This is a genomic window from Acinetobacter sp. YH12126 (assembly GCF_013418745.1).
GTDB lineage: Bacteria > Pseudomonadota > Gammaproteobacteria > Pseudomonadales > Moraxellaceae > Acinetobacter > Acinetobacter amyesii.
Map to the genome: position 1 here is coordinate 1 of NZ_VPBM01000014.1, position 25,972 is coordinate 25,972.

Here is a 25,972-nt window from a genome sequence, read left to right on the forward strand (position 1 = left end):
TGGACCTGAATATCGTCGCCAATGGCGTAAACTTCATATTGGTATAGATGATGAAACCCTTCAAATACGCGCCATTCAACTCACTACAAATAATGTGAGTGATTCACAAGTGCTTGGTGATTTACTCAATCAGATTCCACAAGATGAGCAGATTGACTCTGTTTATACCGATGGCGCTTATGACACCAAACAATGTCGTCAGGTCATTGCAGATCGGCAAGCGCATGCGGTGATTCCACCTAGAAAAAATGCGAAACCATGGAAAGATACAAAGATCAGCTCGCTAGCGCGAAATGAATTACTTCGTACTGTTAATCTTGCGAAGCAGTGCTTCTCAGGCAGGACATTATGGAAAAAATGGTCCGGCTATCATTGCCGAAGTTTGGTCGAAACTAAGATGCATTGCATCAAATTATTGGGCGATAAACTCAGTGCAAGAAAATTTGATAGCCAAGTCAATGAAATTCATGCACGTGTAGCAGTCCTCAACAGATTTACGGAATTAGGTCGACCACTTACCCAAGTTACGCCTTAAATTTGGCTCAATTAGGGGGGGCTTTGTATTTCAAATCTTTGTGCAACAAAGCCGTAAATAGACCAAACTACTTATCACTCTCCATAAGAAGTTTTATATCATCTGGTATTTCATTATTTTTTATTTTCTGTAAATAACTTTTAGCAATTTCTTCATTATTACTTGCAGCAAGTGTTAGCCACTTTTCTGCTTTTACCAAATCTTGAGTTACTCCATTAGTTCCAAAAAAATAGGCTGTACCTAAATTAAGTTGAGCAAGTGAAGACCCCTTAGATGCAGCTAACTCTGACCAATAAATAAATTTCTCTCCACTTTTTGGTACGCCCTCACCAAATGCATATAATCCAGCCAATTCATTTTGGGCAATTACATCCCCACTTTCAGCAGACGTTTCTAAAAGTTTTAAATAATTTTCCTTATCGCCAGCTTCAGAATATTTCTGTATTTTTTGATATGAATCTTGCTCCGTTGATGTAATCTTTTCTGAATCAGGAAGTGTATTCGTTGATGTACCATTACTACAACCACTTACCATCAATAGGCTGAAAAAGATAGAATAAGAATATTTCATTTACTAACTCCAAAAATTAAAAACTTGACGGAAACCATTGAGAACTCGGAGGTACATTTAAATACACAGGATTTTCTTCTTGATATCTTTTCCCCAGTTCTTGTAATCGCTTCATTTCAGTACATTTGCCACTTGAGTTGCATTAGGCATAACTAATGCAGCGGTCTTTTGCTTCATCCAATAATGTAGATGCGCCGACAGGGCTTGTATTAGTATAGACTACCCCCCCATCGAAAATGCTTATGGTGAGGCAGGTAAACTATAATTAGCTAATGCTGGTACTGCTACTCAGCATGCTGAGTTATATTTTCTTGCACACTGCTTTTTTGGTCATTATCACTACACCCAGTTAACCCCAATAAAATTGCTAGTAAAAGTATTTCTTTCATTTATTTCTCCTTATTTTCAGTTATTTTACTTTTTAATAAATGACTATAATTGGTAAGAAATAAAAAAACCTGCTAATACTTTTCTCTTTAGTTACAAAAACAAGAAAATAATTTTATTTAAAAAACCTATCAAACAGTATCTTTTCATATAACCCCGGAAAATAAAGCTTCATTATGATAAAAATGATTACATAATGAAGCCTTTCCATTTATTTTTATCTAAGAATATTTAAATTATTAATTGCGTTCAAATGTCCTTGCTTAGCTGCTTTTTCATACCAAAACTCAGCTTGCTTTTTATCTTTTTTTTACATACACGCCTTGCTCAAAGAAAACCCCTAAATTATATTGTGCTTCAGGATTACCTAGTTCAGCAGCTTTTCCAGAGAAACTAAATGCCTTTTCATAGTTTTCCTGATCCAAGTACATTTTTGATAACCCCTCATATGCCCGTGAAGGATTATCTTGGACTCCTAATAAATACCAACGCTCTGCTTTTTCAAAATCTGGCGATCGACCAAAATCTTTAACTCTATATAGTTCTGCCAAGTTCAATTTAGCATCTTTGTTACCATACCTATTTGCTTCTAAAAAACATTCTTCAGCCTTTTGAAAATCCTTATCTTTTCCTAACCCAGCAAAATAAATCATACCTAATGAATTTATAGCTTCATGGTTATTAGCTTTTGCAGCCTTTTCAAACCAATAGTAAGCTTTATCATAATTAGGTTTGATATTATCTAACCCATTTAGATAGACCCATCCCATTAGATTCTCTTTTTCATCTAAGGATAAATCTTTTAAATTAAGAATTTCACACTGCTTACTACTACTTCCTGCTAATTTACACTCTTCCTCGAGCGTAGGGAACTTGTCTTGTTTATTCAAATTTGTACAAGCAATTAAGCTACATATAACAATGCTTATAGCGGAAATAAACAGAACTTTATTTTTGAGAATTATTATGCTATCTCTTATAAATTACAGAAAATTATTTGAATACTTACTGTTTTATCTTTTCTTTAGCACTTGAGATGCCTTGCTCATATGCTTTATTAAAGTAAAATTGAGATAAACTTTCATTTAACTTATTATAATCTGGAGATGAATATATGACCCCTAAGTTATAAGATGCTTGTCCTTTACTCATTTTACTAGCTAATTCAAAATACTTAATAGCTCGATCCACATCTTTAGTGATACCATTACTATTTATCAAATTAATACCCAAATTTAAAGCAGCCTCAGCATTATTTAATGATGCAGATTTTTCCCAGTAATTATTACAAATTTTATAGTCTTGTTTAACAACCACACCTTCGCAATATATCAACCCTAACTCAAATAATGAAAGAGCATCATTTTTTTCGGCTGCACTTTTTAAATAATTTAACCCTTCTTCAATATTTCCTTCTTCAATATAAATAGAGCCTATAGAGCCCATTGCATCAACATCATTCAACTTAGCAGCTTTAAGATAATATTTTTTTGCATTTTCTATACTTTTTTGAACTCCAGTTCCAGTGTAGTACTTAAAACCAGTATTATACATAGCGGAGACATTTCCATTATCTGCCGATTTTTTTGTCCACTCAAATGATTTTTTAGTATCATAAGTTCCACTCAGCGCTTTAAAATAAATATCTGCCAATATTAGTTGAGCATCACTATTACCCTCTTTTGCCAAGTTTTCATAAATAGGTTCGAGTCTTTTATAATATTCTTTCTTTTCATCAGAGTTTGATGGTGCAGCTTCTGCTTGTGATCTTAACTGCTCAGCTTGTTCAAATGTCATATTTAAATCAGATGATGTATTTGAAGCATTACAAGCAGTAATACATATACTTACAGCTAGACTCACTAATAATTTCTTTTTCAGCATTTTGTACATAGCCTCTTAAAAACTCATTTTGTTAAAAATGTCATTAATGTTGACATTATTTGGCGGAATATGTGCATGAGAGCGAGGATCATACTCAGGAATGGTTTTGGGATCGATATATTATCGAGGCTTTTTAGGTACACTTTTTTCACATCTACCATTTCGACCATTACAAATGGGCCCACGTGGGTCATTTGTAAAACAAGCTTCAACCTTATAGCTAGATAAACTAGGTATAACATGTCCACTTGAAACTCCAGCACTAGCAGCGACTCCTCTATCATATGTCGATATTAAGCCATCACTAGATGCTTCACCTAAACCAGTTTTACCAAAACCTATACCTCTAAATAATACAACACTAGCACTTACATCTCCCCACCCACCATTCAATGCGTCTTTATAAACACCATCATATGGGTCATGAAAAGTTACTGATCTACTTCCTGCCGCTCCTAAAGTGCCCCCCCGCCCATTGATCCTAGACAGTATCGTGGATAACAAATCCATCTAAATTCTTAAAATATTTCTTCTCAAAGGCTTCAGGGCTTAACCAGCCGTTTGCAGTATGCCTTCTAACCCGATTGTAATAAATCTCAATATAGTCAAACAAGACAGCATTCGCTTCTTGTCGAGTGGCAAACACACTGCCATGGACCACATGACCTTTCAATGTATGAAAGAAGCTTTCGGTCACTGCATTATCCCAACAGTTTCCCCTGCGTGACATACTTTGAACGCAGTTATTCGTCAATAATAGCGCCCTAAAATCACGACTACAGTACTGTGAGCCTGAGAAGCACTGCTTCGCAAGTGAATGTACCATGACACCCATTGGATACCCCTGACGAGCCATTGCATAATGAAACGCATCACACACCAATTGACGATCTATTCGATGGCTGGTTTGCCAACCGACAATACGACGGCTGAATAGATCCAGCATCACACATAAATACAGCCAACCTTGCTTAGTACGGATATAGGTAATATCCGTTGTCCAGATCTTATTGGGTTCATTGACCGTAAATTGACGATCTAACAAGTTAGGCGCTGTAGGCAAACGATGGTTTGAATCAGTCATATGCTTGTATTTACGTGCAATCCTGCTACGTAAACCAAGCTTTTTAAGCATTCTTCCAACGGTTCGTTCGCTCATGCTGTAACCTAAATCATGCATGTCATGTACCAATGAAGGTGCACCCAATCGTGCATGATGCTGCCAATATGCGGCTTTTAAATCATTATATTTCTGCGCTGTATTAGCTTGGCGTTTTCGCCAGGCATAATAGCCTGAAGTGCTAACACCCAGGCATTTACAGGCAGAAGATACAGTGACTTCATTCACTTCCAGATCTTGAATTACCGTGTACTTTTCTTGGCATGATCTGTCAGAAAGTACACATGCGCTTTTTTTAAGATGTCATTGGCTTCCCTGAGCTGTTTGACTTCTTTCTCTAATTCTAGGATCCGCTGTTGTTCTGGTGAAAGCTGACGTTTGCTTGAACCTGCCGGATTGGTTTCACGAATCCGTTTATCTAATGTTGAATAACCCACACCTAATTTCTGGGAGATTGCAGCTACTGACTCGTGTGAGTTTGAAAGTGCATAATCAATTGCTTGCTGTTTAAATTCAGGACTAAAACGTTTGGCCATTTCTTGTATCTCCAAAGTTAACGTTACGTTATCTTTAGAGGGAAGTACTGTCCATTATTTTGGCTAGGATCAGTCGGTACGACCAGTGATTCATACGATAACGCTTTGGCTGAAACAGTGAATGGGTTATACAAAACAGAGGTGATTGAATATTTAAAAGCAGACTGGCAAGGTTTAGCGGATGTACAACTTGCGACATTAAATTGGGTAGATTGGTTCAACAAAAAGCGTGTACACAGCGCATTGGGTTATGTATCGCCTTTTAAGTTTGAAGCAATGTACTATGATAAGATTAACCCGTTAGGTCACGTGGCCTAACTTAAATAAAAATGTCTCCGACAAACCCGGTACGGTTCAATATCGCTATCCCTTTGTCTTCTGCGTAGTGTCGAATAATCTGGCGCTATCCAATCTAAACCACACAGTTTAATGATACTTTGAACAAAGCCAGTAACCACCCGTAAAGAAAGGCAAAATAGAGATTTGATTATCAAACAGCATGGAACCGCCGTATCAGAATAAATTTGATGTCGTCCATGCTTGCCTTGTGGTTGAGCATACCATTGAGTTTATAGGATTAAACTAAATTGAAATGCTGCCTCTGTTAATTAAACTTGCACAGTATACTACTCATATATGAGGACCAATTGGTTGTACGATAAATTTTGGGTATAGATTTCTTCATTCGGAAATTCTATTGCTGAAGAAGCCTTTAAGAACAGCTTTGTGCAACACCCCCCTAAATTAAAAAATAATTATATAAGATACAAACTATTAGTTATTTGTGTGATTCATAGACATCATTTCAATATAATTGGTGTCTATGAACAGAGAAATTCAACAAAGACTCGTATGGGTTAAATTATTTGAAGAGACCAATGATGCTGGCCTAGTCTGTCGGAGATGTGGCATTTCTAGACCAACATTACGCAAGTGGTGGAAACGATATTCTGAGCAAGGTATTGATGGATTAAATAGTCAGAGTAAACGCCCATTAAAATCTCCAAATACTAAAATCAATGCTGAGCTAGAAGCCTTAATATTGGAAATGCGCTCGGCTAGAAATCTGGGTGCTCGACGTTTGCAAACAGAATTGATGAGGCTGCACGGAGTCTCGTTGTCCTTAGCGACTATCCATAAAGTACTATCCACCCATCAAGTCAAACCGATTAAAAAATTCCGTCGTAAAGTAGATTTCATTCGTTATGAACGCCCATTACCAGGCGATAGGATTCAAATGGATACTTGTAAATTGGGTCCTGGGCTATATCAGTACACATCTATCGATGACTGCACACGATATCGCGTTTTAAGGATATATAAACGCCGAACAGCAGCGAATACGCTCGACTTTTTAGACTGCGTAATTGAAGAAATGCCTTTTCCCATACAGCGAATACAGACCGATCGAGGGCGGGAATTTTTTGCTGAAAAAGTACAGAAAAAATTGATGCAGCATGGAATCAAATTTAGGCCAAATAAACCAGGTTCACCTCATTTGAATGGCAAGGTAGAGCGCTCTCAAAAGACTGATAAATCTGAGTTCTACGCTACTGTCGATATTAATTCTGAAGATATTCAAGACAAGCTAGCCGAATGGCAGCATTACTATAACTGGATGAGACCACATTCAGCTTTGAAAGGTAAAACACCGATGGAAAGGTACTTTGAATTATGTGAAGAAACCCCTTTCTCTGATGAGGTCCAGAAGCAATACAACCCATCCAATGAACGGATTCAACATGCCAATTACAAGATGGATTTAGAGATCGCTAAATTGAAACGATCTCTATGAATCACACAAGTTATTTTATAACTTACAATCTTGTGCTATTCCAGTACCATAGTAAAAACCAATATTCCATTGTTTATCACCTCTAATAACTACAGTATTATCATTATTAAATTCTTCACTTCCATTTCGAGGTCTAGCTATCGTCAACGACTTTTCATTATCTCTAGTGCAGTAAATATCCTTCCCATTAACTTCATGAATAAATTTCCAATCATTTTCTATTAGTTTCTTTTTTATACCGGAATAATCTGTTTCACTAAAATTTTTCTCAGCAATATAAAAGATTGATGTTGTAGAGTATGCCGCAACTACATCTCCATCATGAGTTAGTTTATATTCAGAAAAAATTCTATTTTTCATATCCAAGATATAACTTAGTTTTATGCTTTTTTTTACAGAATCATTTACATCTGTGTTTGAACAACCAACCATAAAAATAAAAAACAGTACGAATAATCTCATTAATTTTATCCTTAATTAATTCACCAAGATAGATTACCCATCTTACTTAATTCATGGTTTATATTATAATGAACTGGGCCATTATAACCCTCAGGTAATGTAACTTCACGAGTAGGTACTTTAAATAGATAATCTTTAACATTCCCAGCAGGTTGTAGCCCACCTGCAGATATATCAAGGCCACCACCTATTGTTCCTCCAACTCCTACGGCTGTATACTGTTCTTTAGCTAACCGTGGGCCTTTTTCCGTCATATCTAACTGTATCGGTTTATCGACACCAAATGCTATTATTCCTAAATTTGCATTTGCCGTAACACTCATACCTTTCATTAATTCATCCGTTGCCCTCCCTCTTACCGTATTTTTAGGTAACTTTTGTATTGTATAGAAGATACATGACACACCACCACCAAATTTCATTTTAGGATTTGCACTTGTCATTTCTTTTGTGATATCCCTAATATATCCAAGACCGGCTCCACCACCTCGATACAGATTTCCATTGTGTAAGTTAACAGCCAATGTACCTGATGCACCTAAAGCTCCTCCTGAACAAACTAGGTAATCTGGATTTGGAAAGTTGCATTCAACGTATTTACACCTAGTTTTAGTTGGAGCTTTTGCAGCCCATGGTGCTAAACCTAATACATCAACCACTTGATTTGGATTATTTACATATTTATATTCATTAATATCTCCAATTAATCCAATTGGATCCTTACTTATATAACGTGCACTAAACGGCTCATAATATCTGTAACGGTTATAGTGTAATCCTGTTTCTTCATCATAATATTGTCCTTGGAAGCGGATATGACTATGCTCCAAAGGATTATCTGGATGTTGTACTTTAATTTCTTGCGTTTTGCCCCAAGTATTTAAAGCGATTTCCCAAACACATTCTCCATGCTCATTACTTAATGTCTGTGGAGTACCAACTTGGTCACAGTGGTAAAAAGTTATGCGTTCGAGTTCGGTTCTGTTTTTACGTGAATCTGTGCGCCAAACAGGGTCTTGTTGAATTGAATAGGGTTCGGTCCTGAACCGTTCATAATTTGGTGTATCGATCAGTTTGATAAATCCAGAATAGCCTGCTTGTAGCAAAGGTACAAAGCTATTCGGCTCATAAACGTAATGTTTAGTATAACTGTTTTGGGTATCTTGATCTTGTCGTGATTCCCAAACCATTAAGTCACCATCCCAACCAAACAAGGTGAAGCTATTGTTAGTTTTATTAGCCTTATATAAACGTCGTCCAAATACATCATAGCCATACTCAGTAATGTGACCGTTGTAATTACTTTGAACCAAGCGATTAAGATTATCCCATTGAAGTTTCAGCTGTTCTCCCACCTGTTGAGTTTCAACTACATTTCCTTGAACATCATATTTGTATTGCTTACCTTGATAGCTTTTCACAAGATTATTTTTAACTTCCGCACTTTGCGTTGCAATCGGATCAATTAAATTTCCTGCAGGATCAAAACTAAAGTTTTCCGTATATTGTTGGCTTTGACTTCTGATTAAACGACCAATGGCATCGTATTGGTAATTCAATTGTCCTAGACGACTGTCTTGCACTTGGGTTAGTAGATAATTTTTGTCGTAGTAATAATGACGCTGTACTTGATGCATCAATCTATCTACTGTTTCTTGTTCGGGCTGAATGTTTTGTGCAATGAGTAAGTCCACTTCATTGTATTGATTTTTTTGAATCAAACCATTAGCAAAGTAACGTTCGATTTCACGGTGCAAGTCATCGCGTTTAAAGCCGACCATATCTTGCTTATTTAATGCAACACCGTAAACATGACCAGAGCCATAAGTTAAGTATGATACTTCTTGCCCATCTGGACGAATGGTTTTTATCAGATTTCCCAATTCATCATACTCATAACGTAGTACTGCAGTCATTGGGGTGAGATTAGGTAATTTATAGTGTTGATGTTCTCTCTTAACTCTTCCTAAACGATCATAAACGTAATCAATTTTACTATGTTCATTTTCTACACTCAAATAATTGTAGAGTAAATTGTATTCAAAATGCTCATATGCTTTTTTATTTGTAACTTTATTTACAAAATCTTTAGAAGATATTTTACCTTCATTATTATAATTAATATTTACCAAAATATCTTTTAAATCCATAGAGGATATAAAACCTCTATCGTTATAAATATATTTTTTCTCAAAACCATCAAAACTTTTTTCTACTGATAATCTATTATATAGATCATATTCAAAATTATAACTCTCTCCTTTTTGATTAACTATTCTTTTTATATTACCAATCTTATCCCAATAATAAGATACATAACTTTTATTTGTATCGGTACGTTTTTGCAATAAACCAATGGCATTGTATTGATAAGTAGTGACTTTCCCTGCTGTATCAATATGTTTCAGTAAACGCCCTTCCTGATCATGTTCAAAGTGTTCTTCCTGATCGTCAGGATAAATAATCGTTTTGATTTGACCTTTATCAATCCCCTGAGTGCTGTATAGATACTGTACCCCATGCTGATCAGCACTAATTTGTTGTTTTAAGATTCCTTCTTGATCATATTTCCAAGCACTTTCCTTACCTGAACAGTCAGTATACGCAATTATTTTCCCAAGGTTATTGTATTGAATTTTTTTACTACCGCCTTTGGCATCGATCAATTCAATCAATTGCCCTTCAGCATCGTATTTATATTCTGTTATTTGGCCAAGTGGATTAATTTCTTTTGCCATTAATCCATCAGTATTGTATTCACGCCTCCAAATATTACCTTCTGGATCTTTTATTTCAGTTAAATTTCCCATTTCATCATAAGCAAATTTAATCACTCCACCATTTGGTTGAATAAACTTTATTAAATCATTTTTATCATTATAAACTTTTTCAGACTCAATCCCAAAATAATCTATTTGCCTAGTAATTTTTTTATTTTTATCACGCGAATACCATTTCTCTCGACCATCAGCTAAACGGATACGATAAGTAAAACCATCTAAGTCAAAATAGTAGTACGTTGGTACATTATAAGCATCATAAACTGCTACTTGACGTAAACGTGGATGCCATTTCAGTGTGGTTTTAAAGCTACCATCATCTGCCCACTCTTCAACGGCTTTAGCTATTGGCAAAGTTGAATCATAACGGATATTTTGTCCACGTCCTGTACGGTCTGTATAACGAGTGAGTTGATGATGTGTATTATATTGGTATTGACGAACGTGACCATTTTCATCAATCGCTTCTACCAAATTACCTTGTTGATCATATTTGTATCGTGCTAAAGGTGTTGCTAAATCATCGACAAAAATAGCAACAATCCTGCCTTGATCATTATAAGCAAATTTTAACGTGTTATAAGCTTTTTTTGATTTAAATTTAACTGAAGTTAATAAAGCCTTTTTATTAATTAAATAATAATCAGCTTCAAACGAATCACCTGTCCTTACATTTACTCTTGAAACTAAATTAAAAACCCGCCCATTATCAAAACTTATAAAATCAAAAACTTGTGACGTACCAAAATTCATCCTAATTGTATTTTCATTTAATGGTGTTAATATTATTCCTTCAAATGGAACTTCAAGTGTTTCTTTAGGGTAATCTTTAAATAAATTAATAACCCTACCATCCTCAATATAATAATACCCTTCATCTTTTCTAATTATCATATTAGAAAATGGTATCATCCAACGTGCTCCAATATTACTCCCATCTAAATCACTCATTTGTGAGTTATATAAACGACTAAAAACTAATCCCACTTTAGGTAAAGTAAAATCGCTATGACTGATACGCTCTGCGCCAATAGCGTAACTTATACTATTGCTCGTCGCTACTTCCTGATCATTACAAATTGGGATAGCTAATGCATCCGCTTGTAAGCTGACAAACTCTAAAGTATCTCCTGTTGTATGCTGCTCATGCTCGCCAGTTTGATTAATCGGCACACTGGCATTGGCTTTGTTACCTTGAGTTTTAATGGCTTTTAAGGTTTCTTGAATTAGCCATGCCAAACTGTATTTTAGACCTGCGTTAGCTTGACGTTGAATTTCATTTGGAAATGAACTCAATGCCTGAGTTGCTTGAGTTTGTAGCAGCGTGCCTGTTTGTTCTTTCCTTATTTTAGGTAGCATATTGGCAAGTGCGCTGGTTTTACTTAAATCAATCAGCGGTTTTGCCCAATTGCTAAATTGTTCTGCCGGATCTCGTTTTTCAGCACTTGCACCAAAGCTAATAGTCGGTGAAACCAGCCCCGACTGAATAGGTGCTGCAAAAGTGTTTAATATTGATGTTCCTAAATTTGTCGCACCTGAAAGCAGGCTAGGTAGTTTGGCCTGTGTTTCAGTCAGAAACTTTTCTAAATCTCCTGCCATTTGTGCATTTAAATGCAAAGACATGCGACGGATATCAGCTTCTTTGATCTTACCATTTTGCGGATATAAGCATTCAGCCATGAGTCCCAATAAAGGACGTAAAGCCATACGTACATGAGCTTCAGCTTTAGGTTCTAAATACAAACCTATCAGGTTCATACTCAGCACTGCTATTTTTTGTACAGCGGCATCCCCTTGTTCTTGCTCGGTGGCAAATAATAACAAGTCTAAAACTGCCCCAGATAATGCAAAGATATTCGCTACAGTCGGAACATTTGCATTAGCTTTTAGCTGCTCAAGGCTGGTATTTCCACACGCTTTTAAATAATCCTGAATTTGATGTGCTATAAACTTATGATCTTCAGTATGCGTCACACTCTCTAAATTGAAAATTGCCAATTCTACGGCTGGCTTATTTATTGTCTGTTGTTCTTTTTGAACATTTTGATCAGTTGTCATGTAAAAACCTATTACTCAAATTCTAAATATTTAAAACTGTGTTTGGCGCTAGCTTTAGCAAACGCTAACCATTGTTCTTTTTCGGTCGTGTAGTTTCGCTATAAGTGAGATAAGGGCTTGAATATTGCTTCCTATCTACCCAATCATCGTCACTGGCAAGGACAGGTATCACTGGTGCATGTGTAACTTCTGCTACTTTTATTTCAGTAACTTTAGGCACTGCCACGGGTGCAGCTGCTACATTCATGGGAGCAACCGCGCCTTCTCGAATCGTTTCTGTGTAGGTCAATGCACGTGTAGAATAAGAAATTTTACGACCCACAATATCCTTATCAATAGTTGCTTGAGAGTTCTGAACTGCGGCAGCAGTTGACCCAGAAACGATGCCGTTACTCATTCCACTTCCACCTAATACGCTGGATAAGCCTTGTGCACCCTGACCCAAACTTGCCATTTGTGAAGCAGAAAGTCCCAAGTTGAGTTTCGATGAAATTGCAGATAGTGCGGAATTGGTGACTTGGTCTTTAAATTGATTTAATGCCTGTCCACCTAGATCTTTTAATGCATTTTTTCCGATATTTTTTAAAGAATCGGCATTTAAATTAAAGAGATTATCTTTTAACTGTGATGTTAAATTTTGCCCCAACGAACCCAATGTATTTTGTAAAAAGTCCGAAGCGCCTGGTACCACTTTTTCCGCCCAATCATAGTTGCGATTAAAGTGACTAGACTGATCCCACGCACTGCGTGGATCTTTGTCAAACTCAACTTTAGCCGGTCCTGGTGCGATACCCGTTACTTGAGCAAAGCCATTGCCGTCTAATTTTCCTGTAACTTGCTTGCCCAAAGCATCAATCACTTTAAATCCAGTTCCGCTAAAGAAATCTTGACCACCATAGCTCTTAAGCAGTTCTAAGGCCCCTTTCATCGGATTAGAAGCAGGAAGTTGTGCAGACTTACTAGCACTCGATGCTGGTTTAAATAGATGCTGCCCTGCATTTACTTCAAATTTACCGCCGGTCTTAGCAAAAATTCCCGAGCCATTTAAAGTAATTTGGGAAGTAGCTCCTGTGATCACAATCTCTTTCGGACTGCTAATCTCTATTTTGTCTTCAGTAGAAGAAATCGTAATTCCTTTTTTTGCCAAAATATCCAAAGCATCAGACTGTGCCTGAATTTCGACTTTACTTTGCGCTGCTATTGCTTTAATACCACCTTGAGCTGCAAATAAGCTAACCTTACCTAAAGCTTGTCCCACAATATTTTTTTGCGTACTCAGGTTAATGCTATCACCGGCAATTTGGTTGATCATGCCTGTTGCAGATAAATGAATATCCTCTGGTGTACTCAGTGCAATACCATCCACTGAGTTAAGTAAAAGAATGGCTTTTTTAAATTTAGCGATATCTTTTTCTATTTCACTGGCAAAAGCTTTTAGCTGTTCAACAGATTCAATTTCATCTGTTTTTTGTTGCTTTGCAATATCACTTAAAGACTTACTATTACTATGACTCGTCTCCAGCTGTTTTCTTGCAATCTCTGCATCTAAATGTTCACCATTGGCCTTTTCCTGTTTATAAGTCGACACCAATAAACCTTGTCCAGCTCGTACTGCCCCCCATTGATCTGTCCGCAGCTCAAAACCTTCACCCCGATCTTCACTTTCTGCTTTATCTTTTGGATGACTGAGCTTACCGAGGTTCAGTTGGCTCGCACCATGACTACTTTGCAGCTGGGTACTAATTTGCCCCGTGGTGTCATCAAAGCGTAATTGGCCAAAACCCTCTCCCGCCACTTCTTTGGAACGAATTCCCGCGAGTTTTTTGGTATCAGGTAATTGTCCTTTATTGTCAAATTTAGTAGGACTACGCTGCGCTTCGTGAATACGCCCCACGACAAAAGGTCGGTCAATGTTGCCATCAAAGAAATCAACGACGACTATTTCACCAATTCGAGGTAAGAAGCGTGCGCCATAACCTTCGCCGGCCCAAGGCGTCAGTACATCAACCCAAGCCGAGTCTGTGTCATTATTATTCGCACCTGCACCACCATCATGACCATGATCATCGGAACGGGTAAATAGGAAACGGACTTTTATCCTTCCCCATTCATCAACATGGATTTCTTCACCTGCAGGACCCACAACTTTAGCACGCTGTGGATGTGTTACTGGTCGATGTGTAAGTGGATTAAATTCAGGGACGGTCGTAATATTTCGACGTTGCAAAGTCAAGGTATTGGCTTGGCGTTCATCCGCATCGCTTTGTTTGACTTGCCACTGACTTTGATGGATTAACTGTGTAACTTGATCGGATAAATCTTTGGGTAAATTATTTTGGTTATAAAAAGACTTAGATAAAATCAAAAATTCTTGATCGGCACCACGATGCTGGTCAATCTCTGGATGCTCATCCAATTTGAACCAATAACCAACTTGTGTATCACGCACGGTACTTTTAGCAATAAATTGTTTGGCTTGAGCCGCATAATAATCACTAAAATTTTGATTGAGACGTTCAACTTGAGCACTATTAGAAGCTGTTGCAGCATCTTCACCATTCAGATCTTGCATCCATGCAGGGCTCACATGCCATGCCTGCTCTAAGCTTAAGCTCGCATTATCTTGATTTTGACTATGTAGGTGCTTGCTTTGTACTGCACCACCACCCTCGTCCTGTTCAAGCACATCCGCTTGCCACCGCTGCACATGTACCGACGTCGGTTGCAGACTGCGCTGACCGATAAAACTGGTCATACTGTCATTTTTTTCAGTCGCACTACTGCGATGAAAACGGATATTACGTCGCTCCAAAGCTTGATATTGACTATTATCATCAATCAAACGTAGCTTTTGAGCTGCTATGGGTGTCGCAGACGATGTTACAAAAGATTGAGCTTCATCAACCAACCAATGAATGCCTTCACTGCGTAATAAGCGGGTAATAAAATCATAGTCGGTTTCATTACTTTGCATCATGAATGGTCGAACGTCATACTCTTTTTTTAAGCCACTTAAGTCCAAACTTAAGCTCGCTGCAAAAAGTGGGCTCTTTTTTTGCCATTCTTTAAAAATAATCTCGACCACATCTTTGACCGATTTATTCATAAACACACGGCTATTACGACGCTTATACCACAATGCCGTTGCATCTTCTAAGGTCAACTTATATAGCGTTAATGCACCATCACTTTGGCCTTGAAATGCTTCAGTAATGATCCCGGTAATACGAAAAAGTTGCCCCGCATCGGTCACCTGATCAATCGCGACTTGCGTGCCAATAAATTGTTTGAGTTCTAAGGTGGCAGAAGTTGAGAGACAGATGAGCTGAACATTCAAACCTTCACTTAAGGCATGTTCCCCATCAATACGTTGCAAGAATACTTGTTCATTCAGCGTGGTATTGGAAAATTGAATATGCAAGGCACGTTTTTGTGGACTAATGCCCAATTTCTCAAGTGCAGAATAAATATTGTTCAGCATGTTTATTATCAAAAATCGATTTTTATAAAATACGGCGGTATTTAATCAAGAAAACTCATATATTCCAAGGCTTCGGCGCCTGACTTTGTTTGGCTTTATGTAAGCGAAAAGTCCCTTATTGATGAAAAAAGAGACGCATCCACCTCGATACGTCTCTTTCGTTTAATTCAACTCAACTCAAACCCAATACTATTAAGTTACATTTAAAAAAGCGTGAATATTTTCCAATTGCGCTAACGCCTCAAGATGTCCTTGTAAAGCCGCTTTTTGCAAATGTTGTTCTGCAATTTTAAGATCGCTCTCTACCCCGATGCCATGAATATATAGATAAGCCAACTTTCCAAAATATGTTAAAAGGCTAAGTGGATTTCATCGAACTCAGGTTTCTACAAAGTGTAGTGTAATCTGGTGCTGTCCAATCTAGACCGCATAGTTTAATCAGGCTTTGAACAGAGCCAGTGACCATGCGTAAAGACAGACGAAATAGGAATTTAATCATTAAGCAGCATTGGATTGCTGCATCAGAATAGGTTTGATTTCACCCGTGTTTATCAATGGACGGAGCAACCATTGGGTCGCTGAATCAAACCAAATTGATATATTTCCTCGATTGATCAAGGCTTTATTGTAGGTGGACAATTGGTTGTACGATAGATTTTTGGTGTGAGCTTATGAGTATTATATTACTGAATAAGCCCTTAGAGGTAGGTTTGTGCAACAAAGTCCAATTAGATTAAGTTAGGTTTAATAAGTTTAATATATTTCTTTAAATGCTATGTCCAGTGCGTCATCAACAGATTTATCTTGTTGTACAACAATTTGTCTAACTTTTCTTAGCTTCAGTCAGATATAAGACACGCCCATCTTCCTGCATGACACGGGTGTGTTCTAAATAATACAGAATTGCTCTTTTTGAATGTAGAATCGCTTTTAGATCAGATGGATTAAGTTATTCCATTTATTTTCTCCTTTTGAATATTTAATCAAAAAAATTGCATAAAGAAGTTAGTAATTTAGCAATACGACAAGTTATGACGTTTAAAATGATTACTTATAGTGCAAATTAAATGATTCTAAATCAGAGTAGGAAATTTAATATATATCTACTATAATAAATAAATATAGCCAAAATAGAAACTAATATTTTATTTTAATACATATATGAATCAATATTGCACACTTCAAATTTTTCAAAATAACGAATGGCAAGATTGCGCTATCGTTGAATTAATTGCTAATCAAGAGCAAGGCTGGAGAGCATCTACACGAACGTCATACTTATTTGAATATGCTATTGAACATATGGATTTAAGGGATGGTCATGCTCTATCATTCCAATTTCCAGTCAATGTACAAAACAACTTAGAAAACCAATGGCCAGCATTTCTCATGGACTTGCTACCTCAAGGTTATGGGCGAAAGGAGCTTTTAAATCAGCTGGTTTTTTCAATTAATGCAGAAGAACAAGCTGATTGGCCCCTACTGAAATCTGGGGCAGGTAATCCTATTGGTAATCTACGAATTAAAGAAGCTTATGACTGGCTTCAAGATCATTTTCCGACAGTGAAACCTCGTGGATTTAGCCTAAGCGAAATAATTGAAAGGAAAGAAGATTTCATTGAGTCACTTGCATCATATGGCTTATTTGTTGCTGGTTCTTCAGGTGTTCAAGGTGAATGGCCTAAACTATTACTAACACAAGGATATGATGGTCTGTTTTATTTAGATCACAGTCTTCCAGATGAACTAGCAGCAAAGCATTGGCTAGTTAAATTTAGTCGTGGAAATGATCAAAAACTGGAAAAAATACTGTTACATGAAGCAATTTACATGAAAATAGCTCGGTATTTAGGTCTAAGAGTGTTCAAGGACTTGGAACTTCACCAGAGAACGCTATTTATTCCACGTTTTGATCGCCAAATTATCAATGGTAAAGTCGAAAGAGTTGCACAAGAAAGCCTAGCCTCTTTAAGTGGTAAAGCTGGCTTCGGCGTTAAAATGACACATAATCAAATCTGTACATTGATCATGGAATGTTGCTCATCACCAAAAGCTGAAATTTTTGAATATTTGAAACGAGATATTACTAATGTTGCATTAGGAAATAAAGATAATCATACCCGTAATACCGCAATTCAACGTTTAAATGACGGTACAATTCAATTAACACCCCTCTTCGATTTTGCACCAATGTGGCTTCATCCTGACGGAATTGCACGTACTACACGTTGGGAAAAAGATGACCATGGAGGAATGCCTATATGGGGATCTGTCATAACGCAAATAGAAGAATGTACAGGAATAGATTCAACTGAAATTAAACATACAATAATTCAACAATTGCCACTGTATGAAAATTTGCTCGATGAAATGAAAAAAATAAATATAGATGATGAGATTCTACAAAATAGTCATCATCGTATATTGAATATATGCCAACAGATTCAGGAGCTTTCTAATGGATAAACGTTATAAGCCTATGACGGCAATCGAGCAAATGAATAAACGCTTACAAGTCTTAGAAAATATAAATAACAATCCTGAGTGGCAAATTTACCAGATTGCATCATACATTAGAAAAGAACTACATTTAACATTAAATGAAATGAGTAAAATTACTAAAATTGCACCACAGACTTTACAGAAAATGGAGCAACCTGATAGTAATCCAACATTAGATTCTATAAATAAGTTGTTAAATGCATTTGGTTTAAAATTTATTATTAAATCAAAATAGTTTAATTTAAATTACCTATAAACTAGATTTTGATTTATTTTCTAAATAGTCACCCCACCACTGCATCATATCAGCTCTTTGTTGAATATAATCTGCATGGTTATAACTAGCACGTGTTTTATTCTTATCTACATGTGAAAGCTGAGCCTCAATCCAACTATCTTGAAATAAGCCAGAATCATTTAAAATAGTACTGAATGTTGATCTTAAACCGTGTGAGGATAGCTCATTTTTTTTGTATCCCATCTTACGAATGGCTGAATTTATTGTGTTAAAATGCAATGGCTTATCTTTAATTTTTGGGCTGGCAAAAACATAACGATCGCCTTGTGACCACTCTAGTGCAGATCTAACAATGCTCACCGCTTGCGATGATAACGGGACTAAAAAATCTGGAATATCATAACCTGCTATCACTTTTCGACGATATTGCTTGATATGTAAAGCAGGTATTTTCCAAAGATTGTTATCAAAATCAAAATGATGAGGTTCTGCAGACAATAACTCTGCCCCCCTGACTCCAGTATATAATTTAAATAGGATTGCTTTTTTTATAATCGGATCTGTATTTAGTTGAGTTATTCTAAGAATAAAATTAGAAATTTCTTCATCTTTTAAATAGGGATAATTTTTCTTTAATTTCCCTTTCAATAATATTTTATTGAGACCATAAGCTTGATTATAATCACAGTATCCCATTGCAACTGCAAAATCATAGATTTGATTTAAATAGCTATACGCTTTTTTTACAGGTTCCTTAACTCCCCTATTTTCAATCTGCTTAATTACCTTAACTAAATCAGTTCTTTTAATTTTACTAAAATCTATATCACCAATAACGGGATAAATGTCATTTATTAAACATGCATTCGCCAATTGGATTACACCACCACGTGGTTGATCTTTAAATGAATTATTTGTTTTAAACTCTAACCATTCTTCACAAACAACTTTAAAAGTTTGAATTTTCTCCTGAACTAAATTTTGTGTAGAAAATTTAGTTGCCTTATAGGAGTCTCTGGCCACTCTAGCCTCTTTGAGATTCATCTCAGGATATGTACCTAGAGTGACTCGTGGTCTTTTACCCGTTTCTGCAACTGAATATCGATAACTCCAAGACTTTTTTCCATTAGGATCGACTTTTAAGCTTAAACCATCATCATCAGCTAAAAAGTAAATTTTTTCTTTTGGATATGACTTTCGTACTTGTGTTTCCGTAAGACTCATAAATTTTTATAAACCAGCATAATGATCCACATTATCTTAATTATATCAAAAATAAGCATTATTATGTGATGCGTATATTACGCATCACATAATAATTTATATATATGTTTTTTATAGATATTATTCTAAGTTTATAAGTTGAAGTAACCAAAAAAGTAACCACTGTTAAAATCTGTATTAAGCAACAAAAATCAGTGATAGTTAAACACTATTCTGCAATGGGTTTGTTTTACAGACTTAGTAACCGAACCTTAATTATTTGAGGTAATATTTCGGTTCTGTCGCATTAAGTCGATCTTCAGCTACTATTGAATTTTGTAGGAGCTGAATATGTCACTAATCCAAGCTGATCCTAGACAGTATCGTGGACAACAAATCCCTCTAAATTCTTGAAATATTTCTGTTCAAAGGCTTCTGGGCTTAACCAGCCGTTTGCAGAATGTCTTCTGCTTCGATTGTAATAAATCTCAATAGTGCATAATCAATCGCTTGCTGTTTAAATTCAGGACTTGTGCAGCATTGCTGCGCAAGATAGTCATTTCTTGGATCTCCAAAGTTAACGTTACGTTATCTTTAGAGGGAAGTACTGTCCATAATTTTTGGCTAGAATCAATAGGCCAATAGCCCTCAATCAAGAGCTATATAAATCAAGCCAGGCTTTCTTTTACAAATTGTGGATCAACAATAAATAATCGAATAAGCGATGTTGCTGCTCCTGAAGGTCTTCTAGTACCTTGTTCCCAAGATTCGAGTGTACGTCTCGAAACACCCAGAAGTTTGGCAAATTGCTCTTGTGTCAGTTGAGCCTTTCTACGAGCTAATGCTACATCGGTCTCAGTAATTACAGTTCTTTTAGCTGCATTATTAGCAAACATATCATCAATACCTTGCAAGATTTCAGCTTCAATATCTCTGGTTGCTTCAAAAGCTTCGAGTTCTTTTTCAGTCATTAAACGAGTCATTTAATTTCTCCACCAATGCTTGAAGAGTTTTTTTACTAAGCTGTACAGTTTGCTTTTTACTGTACAGGGTTACCAAATCTCTCCATTTGTTAAACGATTAAAGTAGATGACTCTGACACCACTACTTTTACCTCTCCCACCGCTCGTCCAACTAATTTTACGAATGCCACCTGAATTAGGCTCTACATCTCCTGCTTCAGGATTTAATGCCAAGAATGTTTTGAATTCTTCCTGAGCCCAATAAACAAGACAGTATTTAGTAAATAATGGGGTTTCACATATTGTATACATTACTTGTATTTATACTACTTTGTAGTAATTTATTCTATACGACTATGTAGTATTTTTAAGTATTAATTTTGAGTTTTTTGTTTTTAGTTCTTACATAATTCCAAAGCTAAAATTAGATGTAACTTATTGCTTTTTTATTGAAATTTACTTCAGACACTAAAAAATCTTGTGTTTTCACATAAATTTCACTATCTGAGAACTATTTTAGGTGGAAAGTAATAGTTGAAAGTTTCTAAATTCTTAAAATACAGGGGTATAATTAAATGGCTATAGAATTTGTTTCCAAATCAAAGTTACCTACTGCATTTGGCGATTTTGAAATTATAGCATTTCAAGACCAAAGTACTGATGAAGAACATATTGCTCTTGCCAAAGGCATGGGTACTATTTCTAATCAACCTGTACTCGTTAGAATTCATTCAGAGTGCTTAACAGGTGACGCTTTTGGATCACTCAAATGTGATTGCGGCCCCCAATTACATTCAACCATGAAAATGATTAATGATGCAGGACAAGGTGTGATCTTATACTTGCGCCAAGAAGGTCGCGGCATAGGACTAACCAATAAAATTCGAGCTTACGCCCTTCAAGACCAAGGACATGATACTCTTGACGCCAATTTATTATTAAATTTACCAGCAGATGCTCGTAAATATGATATGTGTACCATTATGCTAGATTATTTAAAAATAAAGAATGTAAAACTCATTACAAATAATCCCCTTAAAATTAAATCTTTAACTGATTTAGGAATTAATGTTGTTGAACGTATTCCTTTAAAAGTTGGTTTAAATATCTTTAACAAAGCTTATGTAGAAACAAAGCAAAAACGCATGTCACATCTATATGATAATAGTGATTTTTAAAAAGCTATCACTTATAGAAAAAAATCCACGTATAAAGTTCCATCTCCCTTTCGGGAGAAGGCCAAGATAAAATATTGTTTTATGTTCAATTATGGTTTTAAAGAAGATTTATGAAAGCTGCCTGACTATTCTTTATTTTGTCTCATTATCTGTGCAAAAACCGTCACTTTTTCTAAAGTAGCATTCATTCCCTTATTAAAAAAAGTATCGACAAGCGCTGAGCCAATGATAATAAGATCTACTTTATTGGCTAGTGCTTTAACATGGCTTTCATTTTTGATCCCAAAGCCAATTGCAACTGGAATATTAAAAATTGGCTTAATTTCAGTTATCTTTTTCTCAAGATTAGATAGATTGAAGTCTCCTCCTGTTAAGCCATTTTCTGCAACATGATATAAAAAACCTGTCGCGCGCGCTGAAATTTGCTCTAACCTTTCAACTGGGGTCGTCGGCGCGGTCATTGCAATTAAATGCATATTTTTTTCATTTAATTGCACCTCAAATTTTTCTCGATATCCATATGGAGCATCTAAAATCAATATTCCATCTATAAGATTTTCTGTTTCAGCGATAAGTGTCTCAAAACCATATTGTATAATCGGATTTAAATAAGTCATGAAAATTATTGGTGTCTGGTCATCATGCAGCCTGATTACTTTTACCAACTCAATGGTCTGTTTTACCGTTTGACCTGCATCTAAAGCCCGAAGATGCGCTGCCTGAATGATCTCTCCATCTGCCACTGGATCAGAAAATGGAATACCCACTTCAATAATGTCAGCCCCTGCTTGACCCAATTGGCTTAACAGACGACAACTTTCTGTAAAATTAGGATCTCCAGCAGTAAAATAACAGACCAGACCGCTTCGATTTTCCAGTTTCAATTGCTCTAATTTTTGATCTAGACGGTTCATGCTGTAGCTCCTGCAAGATATTTTTTGACCGTGTTTAAGTCTTTGTCTCCTCTGCCACTTAAATTGACAATAATGATCTGTTCTGGCTGCATTTCTTGAGCAAGTTGAATCGCATATGCAATCGCATGAGAACTCTCAAGAGCAGGAATAATACCCTCCTGTTGACTTAAAAGCTGAAAGGCATTTACCGCTTCTTGATCGGTGATCGCCGTATATGTAACACGTCTTGTTTCAAACAGAAGACCATGCTCAGGACCAACACCAGGATAATCTAAGCCAGCTGATATAGAGTGCCCCTCTAAAATCTGCCCATCTGAATCTTGTAATAAATAAGTTAAATTGCCATGCAGCACACCGACTTGACCCTTGCAAATAGAGGCGGCATGTTCACCGCTATTTGTTCCTTTTCCACCCGCTTCAACGCCAAACATTTTGACATTCAGGTCTTCTAGAAAAGGATGCATCAACCCTAATGCATTTGATCCTCCACCAACACAAGCAACTAGAGCATCAGGCAGTTTATTTTCTTTCAGGAGTATTTGGTTTCTGGCTTCTAAACCAATAATTTTCTGAAATTCTCTGACCATGGTGGGATATGGATGAGGGCCTGCACCCGTACCCAATAGGTAATAGGTTGTATCCACATGACGAATCCAGTCACGTAATGCTTCATTCATGGCATCTTTTAAAGTCCCACGCCCTTTTTGAACACTTCTGACTTCAGCACCGAGTAATTTCATACGTTCAACATTCATTTGTTGCCGCTGAATATCTGTTTCTCCCATAAAAATGGTACATTTCATCTTAAACAGCGCGCAAACCGTTGCTGTTGCAACACCATGTTGCCCAGCACCCGTTTCTGCAATGATTCTGGTTTTGCCCATAAATTTGGCTAATAAGATTTGCCCTACACAATTATTGATCTTATGCGCACCCGTATGGTTCAAATCTTCTCGCTTGAAATATATTCGAGCGCCGCCTGCATAAGCTGTTAGGTTTTTTGCATAAAAAAGAGGACTAGGACGACCAACAAATTCCGTTAAAATCTGATGATATTCAGCCCAAAATTCAGGTTTGTGCCGAACAGTATTAAAGGCTTGTTCTAATTCTTGAAGTGCTGGCATTAAGCTCTCTGGCATGTAACATCCGCCAAATTGACCAAAAAATCCCAAGTCATCAGGACCATTACCTGTATAAGGGGTTGTCATCTCATATCTCTTTTACTATCAAAACTTGTTTGATCTTAAAATATTTTCATTTTTATGATAATTGATATATTTTGAGCTTATGGTGTTAGAGAATTTTACAACATGAAACGCAGAACATTACCTCCCCTTAATGCTTTAAAAGCATTCGAGGCTGTCGCTAGAAATAAAAGTTTCAGTTTAGCTGCGGAAGAATTGTGTGTAACCCATAGTGCGATTAGCCATCAAATAAAGCAGTTAGAAGAATGGTTGGATAAAAAATTGTTTATTCGACATTCCTCGACCATCTCTCTGACGGCGGATGCCGAAGAATTATCGCTAGTTTGTACGCAGCTTTTTAATCGTTTAGAACAATGCGTCTTTGAGTTAACAAATAAAACTTCAGAAGTAGAAGTTGTAATAGGCGCTTCTCATAGTTTTATGGCAAATTGGCTGATTCCTCGATTAGAAAAGCTCGAAGTCATTTATCCCAATATCCATATCAAATTAATGACATGTAATGACTTAAAATTGTTAGAAAAAGAGAAAGTTGACATATTTATCAATAGCGTCAGTGAGCATCATCTACTTCCCAACTTTTTGAATAAATATCTGTTATTTCCCGATAACATGGGTCCTATTTGTAATCGTGAAATAAATCTTCTTCATTCCGTAAATGATCTTTTAAACTATCCATTACTTCATACCCACTCAAATAAAAGTGCATGGCATACATGGTTTGATCAGTTTCAAATAAGCTTTTCCCCAAAATCCAATGACCGTTATTTTGATAGTCTGAATTTAATGATAGAAGCTGCAGTGTCTGGGTTAGGAATTGCCATAGCACCTCAAATTCTAGTAGAAAAAGAAATGTTAAATGGAAAGATCATTGCCCCTTTTGGTTTTATCTATTGTGACTATAATTTTTATGCAATGGTCAGAAAAAATAACGAAAATCGTGATGTTATGAATATCATTGATTGGTTAATGGCCGAAGAAAAAAGTTAAACATTTAATCTTTGATTTGAAAAATTCTATTCAATTGCTCATCTATAACGTCTATTTCACATTCTGTTCACGCTGTGCTGCCTAAGGTATAAAGATACACTTCATACGGACACTGATGATGAGACTTGTAAAAACACTTATTGCTACAGCCTTATCCTTGCCGCTTCTGTTGTTAGCCGGATGTAAAAGTATTCCCAGTTATTCAGCCGATTATGCCCAATCCAGAAACGGTATTCAGGGGATAGCGCTGGATCAGGCTAAAGCTCAGGATATCGGCCTCCGCTTTACCTCAGCCTTTAATACCTTGGGCACACCGGAATTTGTGGAAAGAGCCGGATCGCTGTATGCTGACCAGCTGTTTATTAACGATACCTTATCGCAATTTTCATCCCGTCAAAATCTGCTGGAGCACTTTCAAGGCATGAACAAACGGGTCAGCAAGGTCAGCGTCAAGCTGTTAAACGCTTCTTATCATCAGGACTCTGCCTATGTGCACTGGCATATGGCCTATGATTTTAAAATGTTCGGCACGACCCGCAGTATGGACTCTTACGGTATCAGTGAAATCAAGATCAACGAAAACAACAAGATTATTTTCCAGCAGGATTTCTGGGACCCTGCGAACGGCCTGTACCGTTCCCTGCCTTATGTTGGAGGGGTCTACTCATGGCTACTGCCTTTCAAAAAATAGCGATCAGCACGACGTTAGTGATGGGATGTAGCTTCAGTCCATGGGCACAGGCACAAAGCCTGAATCAATGCGGCAATGGTCCGCTGATGGTGGGTCAAAAACAGGTCGGTATGGCCAGTTATTTTGCCCAAAACTGTAGCCAATCCTGGGAAAAACAAAATATACAGATGGACTTTTCCTATACCCAAAATATTCCGGAATGGGCATTTAAGCATGCGGCCACACATTTACTGAAACGTAATGTTAAAGACGCAAAAATACATGCTCTATTCAACCCAATCACCGATTTGTATCGTCCGGTCAGATCAGGCGACCTATACCGTTTAAAATACAACCATGCTACACAGACCCTGAGCTTATCCTTGAACCAGCAAGGTTTAGGGCAGCTTAAACATCCTCTGGCACAACAATATTTTAATATATGGCTGGGTCCCCAGCCATTTAGTGCTAAATTAAAACAGCAATTATTAAATTAGTATCTGC

The 25,972-nt window shown here is 36.7% G+C and carries 20 protein-coding genes and 5 pseudogenes; 9 read left to right on the plus strand and 16 right to left on the minus strand.

Translation table 11 applies throughout. The features are described 5' to 3' along the window. The coding region (locus tag FTU62_RS11260) for an IS5 family transposase (RefSeq protein WP_180102694.1) at nucleotides 1-535 on the plus strand (535 nt) is incomplete at its 5' end. A 67-nt stretch (nucleotides 536-602) separates the two neighbouring features. Here FTU62_RS11260 and FTU62_RS11265 read toward each other — a convergent pair. The 5 genes from FTU62_RS11265 to FTU62_RS11285 all read right to left on the minus strand — a co-directional run bounded on the left by FTU62_RS11265 (nucleotide 603) and on the right by FTU62_RS11285 (nucleotide 5,033). Further along, entirely contained in the window at nucleotides 603-1,106 is a 504-nt protein-coding gene (locus FTU62_RS11265; protein ID WP_180102695.1) for a tetratricopeptide repeat protein, read from the minus strand. A gap of 686 nt (nucleotides 1,107-1,792) precedes the next feature. After that, a complete protein-coding gene (locus FTU62_RS11270) occupies nucleotides 1,793-2,383 on the minus strand; it encodes a tetratricopeptide repeat protein (RefSeq protein WP_257223184.1) in 591 nt (196 codons plus the stop codon). 115 nt (nucleotides 2,384-2,498) lie between these two features. Continuing rightward, the gene (locus tag FTU62_RS11275; protein WP_163146125.1) at nucleotides 2,499-3,377 is read right to left on the minus strand and encodes a tetratricopeptide repeat protein; all 879 of its coding nucleotides are present in this window, start codon (nucleotides 3,375-3,377) and stop codon (nucleotides 2,499-2,501) included. Nucleotides 3,378-3,497: 120 nt separating this feature from the next. Further along, on the minus strand, nucleotides 3,498-3,887 hold the full coding sequence (locus FTU62_RS11280; protein WP_180102696.1) for a hypothetical protein: 390 nt from the start codon (nucleotides 3,885-3,887) through the stop codon (nucleotides 3,498-3,500). Continuing rightward, a protein-coding gene (locus FTU62_RS11285) for an IS3 family transposase (protein ID WP_180102697.1) occupies nucleotides 3,859-5,033 on the minus strand; the annotation gives its coding sequence in 2 pieces (ribosomal slippage) (nucleotides 3,859-4,799 and nucleotides 4,799-5,033; 1,176 coding nt in all). Before FTU62_RS11285 ends, FTU62_RS11280 begins: the two co-directional genes overlap by 29 nt. A gap of 69 nt (nucleotides 5,034-5,102) precedes the next feature. On the opposite strand from FTU62_RS11285, the pseudogene FTU62_RS11290 reads away from it, so the two are divergent. Then, nucleotides 5,103-5,351: pseudogene (locus tag FTU62_RS11290) on the plus strand (integrase core domain-containing protein); the annotation flags it as partial. A gap of 38 nt (nucleotides 5,352-5,389) precedes the next feature. On the opposite strand, the pseudogene FTU62_RS11295 reads toward FTU62_RS11290, so the two are convergent. After that, a pseudogene (locus FTU62_RS11295) lies at nucleotides 5,390-5,718 on the minus strand (transposase); the annotation flags it as partial. 138 nt (nucleotides 5,719-5,856) lie between these two features. Here FTU62_RS11295 and FTU62_RS11300 point away from each other — a divergent pair. Continuing rightward, on the plus strand, nucleotides 5,857-6,828 hold the full coding sequence (locus FTU62_RS11300) for an IS481 family transposase (protein ID WP_127799757.1): 972 nt from the start codon (nucleotides 5,857-5,859) through the stop codon (nucleotides 6,826-6,828). A 15-nt stretch (nucleotides 6,829-6,843) separates the two neighbouring features. Here the strand turns inward: FTU62_RS11300 and FTU62_RS11305 are convergent, their stop codons facing one another. The 4 genes and pseudogenes from FTU62_RS11305 to FTU62_RS11320 all read right to left on the minus strand — a co-directional run. Beyond that, nucleotides 6,844-7,290 (minus strand): hypothetical protein, encoded by a 447-nt coding sequence (locus FTU62_RS11305; protein ID WP_180102698.1) that lies wholly within the window; start codon nucleotides 7,288-7,290, stop codon nucleotides 6,844-6,846. A 20-nt stretch (nucleotides 7,291-7,310) separates the two neighbouring features. After that, entirely contained in the window at nucleotides 7,311-12,128 is a 4,818-nt protein-coding gene (locus tag FTU62_RS11310; RefSeq protein ID WP_180102699.1) for an RHS repeat-associated core domain-containing protein, read from the minus strand. A 64-nt stretch (nucleotides 12,129-12,192) separates the two neighbouring features. Next, nucleotides 12,193-15,609 (minus strand): type VI secretion system Vgr family protein, encoded by a 3,417-nt coding sequence (locus FTU62_RS11315; RefSeq protein ID WP_180102700.1) that lies wholly within the window; start codon nucleotides 15,607-15,609, stop codon nucleotides 12,193-12,195. 385 nt (nucleotides 15,610-15,994) lie between these two features. Further along, nucleotides 15,995-16,265: pseudogene (locus tag FTU62_RS11320) on the minus strand (transposase); the annotation flags it as partial. A 505-nt stretch (nucleotides 16,266-16,770) separates the two neighbouring features. On the opposite strand from FTU62_RS11320, the gene FTU62_RS11330 reads away from it, so the two are divergent. Together FTU62_RS11330 and FTU62_RS11335 are read left to right on the plus strand one after the other, a co-directional pair. After that, nucleotides 16,771-18,075, plus strand: coding sequence for a type II toxin-antitoxin system HipA family toxin (locus FTU62_RS11330; protein WP_180102701.1), 1,305 nt, complete (start codon nucleotides 16,771-16,773; stop codon nucleotides 18,073-18,075). Beyond that, a complete protein-coding gene (locus tag FTU62_RS11335; protein ID WP_004871362.1) occupies nucleotides 18,068-18,346 on the plus strand; it encodes a helix-turn-helix domain-containing protein in 279 nt (92 codons plus the stop codon). Before FTU62_RS11330 ends, FTU62_RS11335 begins: the two co-directional genes overlap by 8 nt. Before the next feature lie 15 nt (nucleotides 18,347-18,361). Here the strand turns inward: FTU62_RS11335 and FTU62_RS11340 are convergent, their stop codons facing one another. From FTU62_RS11340 to FTU62_RS17555, 4 genes and pseudogenes are all read right to left on the minus strand, one after another. Continuing rightward, nucleotides 18,362-19,573: an integrase arm-type DNA-binding domain-containing protein gene (locus FTU62_RS11340; RefSeq protein ID WP_180102702.1), complete on the minus strand. Its 1,212-nt coding sequence runs from the start codon at nucleotides 19,571-19,573 to the stop codon at nucleotides 18,362-18,364. A 352-nt stretch (nucleotides 19,574-19,925) separates the two neighbouring features. Beyond that, nucleotides 19,926-20,045: pseudogene (locus FTU62_RS11345) on the minus strand (IS3 family transposase); the annotation flags it as partial. 175 nt (nucleotides 20,046-20,220) lie between these two features. After that, nucleotides 20,221-20,535 carry a DNA-binding transcriptional regulator gene (locus tag FTU62_RS11350; RefSeq protein WP_111885220.1) on the minus strand — a complete coding sequence of 105 codons (315 nt, stop codon included), beginning with the start codon at nucleotides 20,533-20,535 and terminating at the stop codon, nucleotides 20,221-20,223. Continuing rightward, nucleotides 20,516-20,826, minus strand: a pseudogene (locus FTU62_RS17555) (transcriptional regulator). The gene FTU62_RS11350 and the pseudogene FTU62_RS17555 overlap by 20 nt, the downstream one beginning before the upstream one ends. 263 nt (nucleotides 20,827-21,089) lie before the next feature. On the opposite strand from FTU62_RS17555, the gene ribA reads away from it, so the two are divergent. After that, nucleotides 21,090-21,692, plus strand: a complete 603-nt coding sequence (gene ribA / locus FTU62_RS11355; protein ID WP_180102703.1) for a GTP cyclohydrolase II — start codon at nucleotides 21,090-21,092, stop codon at nucleotides 21,690-21,692. A 125-nt stretch (nucleotides 21,693-21,817) separates the two neighbouring features. On the opposite strand, the gene trpA is transcribed toward ribA, so the two are convergent. After that, the gene (trpA, locus tag FTU62_RS11360; RefSeq protein ID WP_180102704.1) at nucleotides 21,818-22,606 is read right to left on the minus strand and encodes a tryptophan synthase subunit alpha; all 789 of its coding nucleotides are present in this window, start codon (nucleotides 22,604-22,606) and stop codon (nucleotides 21,818-21,820) included. After that, complete coding sequence (gene trpB, locus FTU62_RS11365; protein ID WP_180102705.1) at nucleotides 22,603-23,814, minus strand: tryptophan synthase subunit beta; 1,212 nt, start codon at nucleotides 23,812-23,814, stop codon at nucleotides 22,603-22,605. Before trpB ends, trpA begins: the two co-directional genes overlap by 4 nt. Nucleotides 23,815-23,916: 102 nt before the next feature. On the opposite strand from trpB, the gene FTU62_RS11370 reads away from it, so the two are divergent. The 3 genes from FTU62_RS11370 (at nucleotide 23,917) to FTU62_RS11380 (ending at nucleotide 25,965) form a co-directional block, all read left to right on the plus strand. Next, nucleotides 23,917-24,798 (plus strand): LysR family transcriptional regulator, encoded by an 882-nt coding sequence (locus tag FTU62_RS11370; RefSeq protein ID WP_004976964.1) that lies wholly within the window; start codon nucleotides 23,917-23,919, stop codon nucleotides 24,796-24,798. Nucleotides 24,799-24,916: 118 nt separating this feature from the next. Then, nucleotides 24,917-25,489, plus strand: a complete 573-nt coding sequence (locus FTU62_RS11375) for a nuclear transport factor 2 family protein (protein ID WP_026438210.1) — start codon at nucleotides 24,917-24,919, stop codon at nucleotides 25,487-25,489. Further along, the gene (locus FTU62_RS11380; protein WP_180102706.1) at nucleotides 25,465-25,965 is read left to right on the plus strand and encodes a chalcone isomerase family protein; all 501 of its coding nucleotides are present in this window, start codon (nucleotides 25,465-25,467) and stop codon (nucleotides 25,963-25,965) included. Before FTU62_RS11375 ends, FTU62_RS11380 begins: the two co-directional genes overlap by 25 nt. The last annotated feature ends 7 nt before the right edge of the window (nucleotides 25,966-25,972 follow it).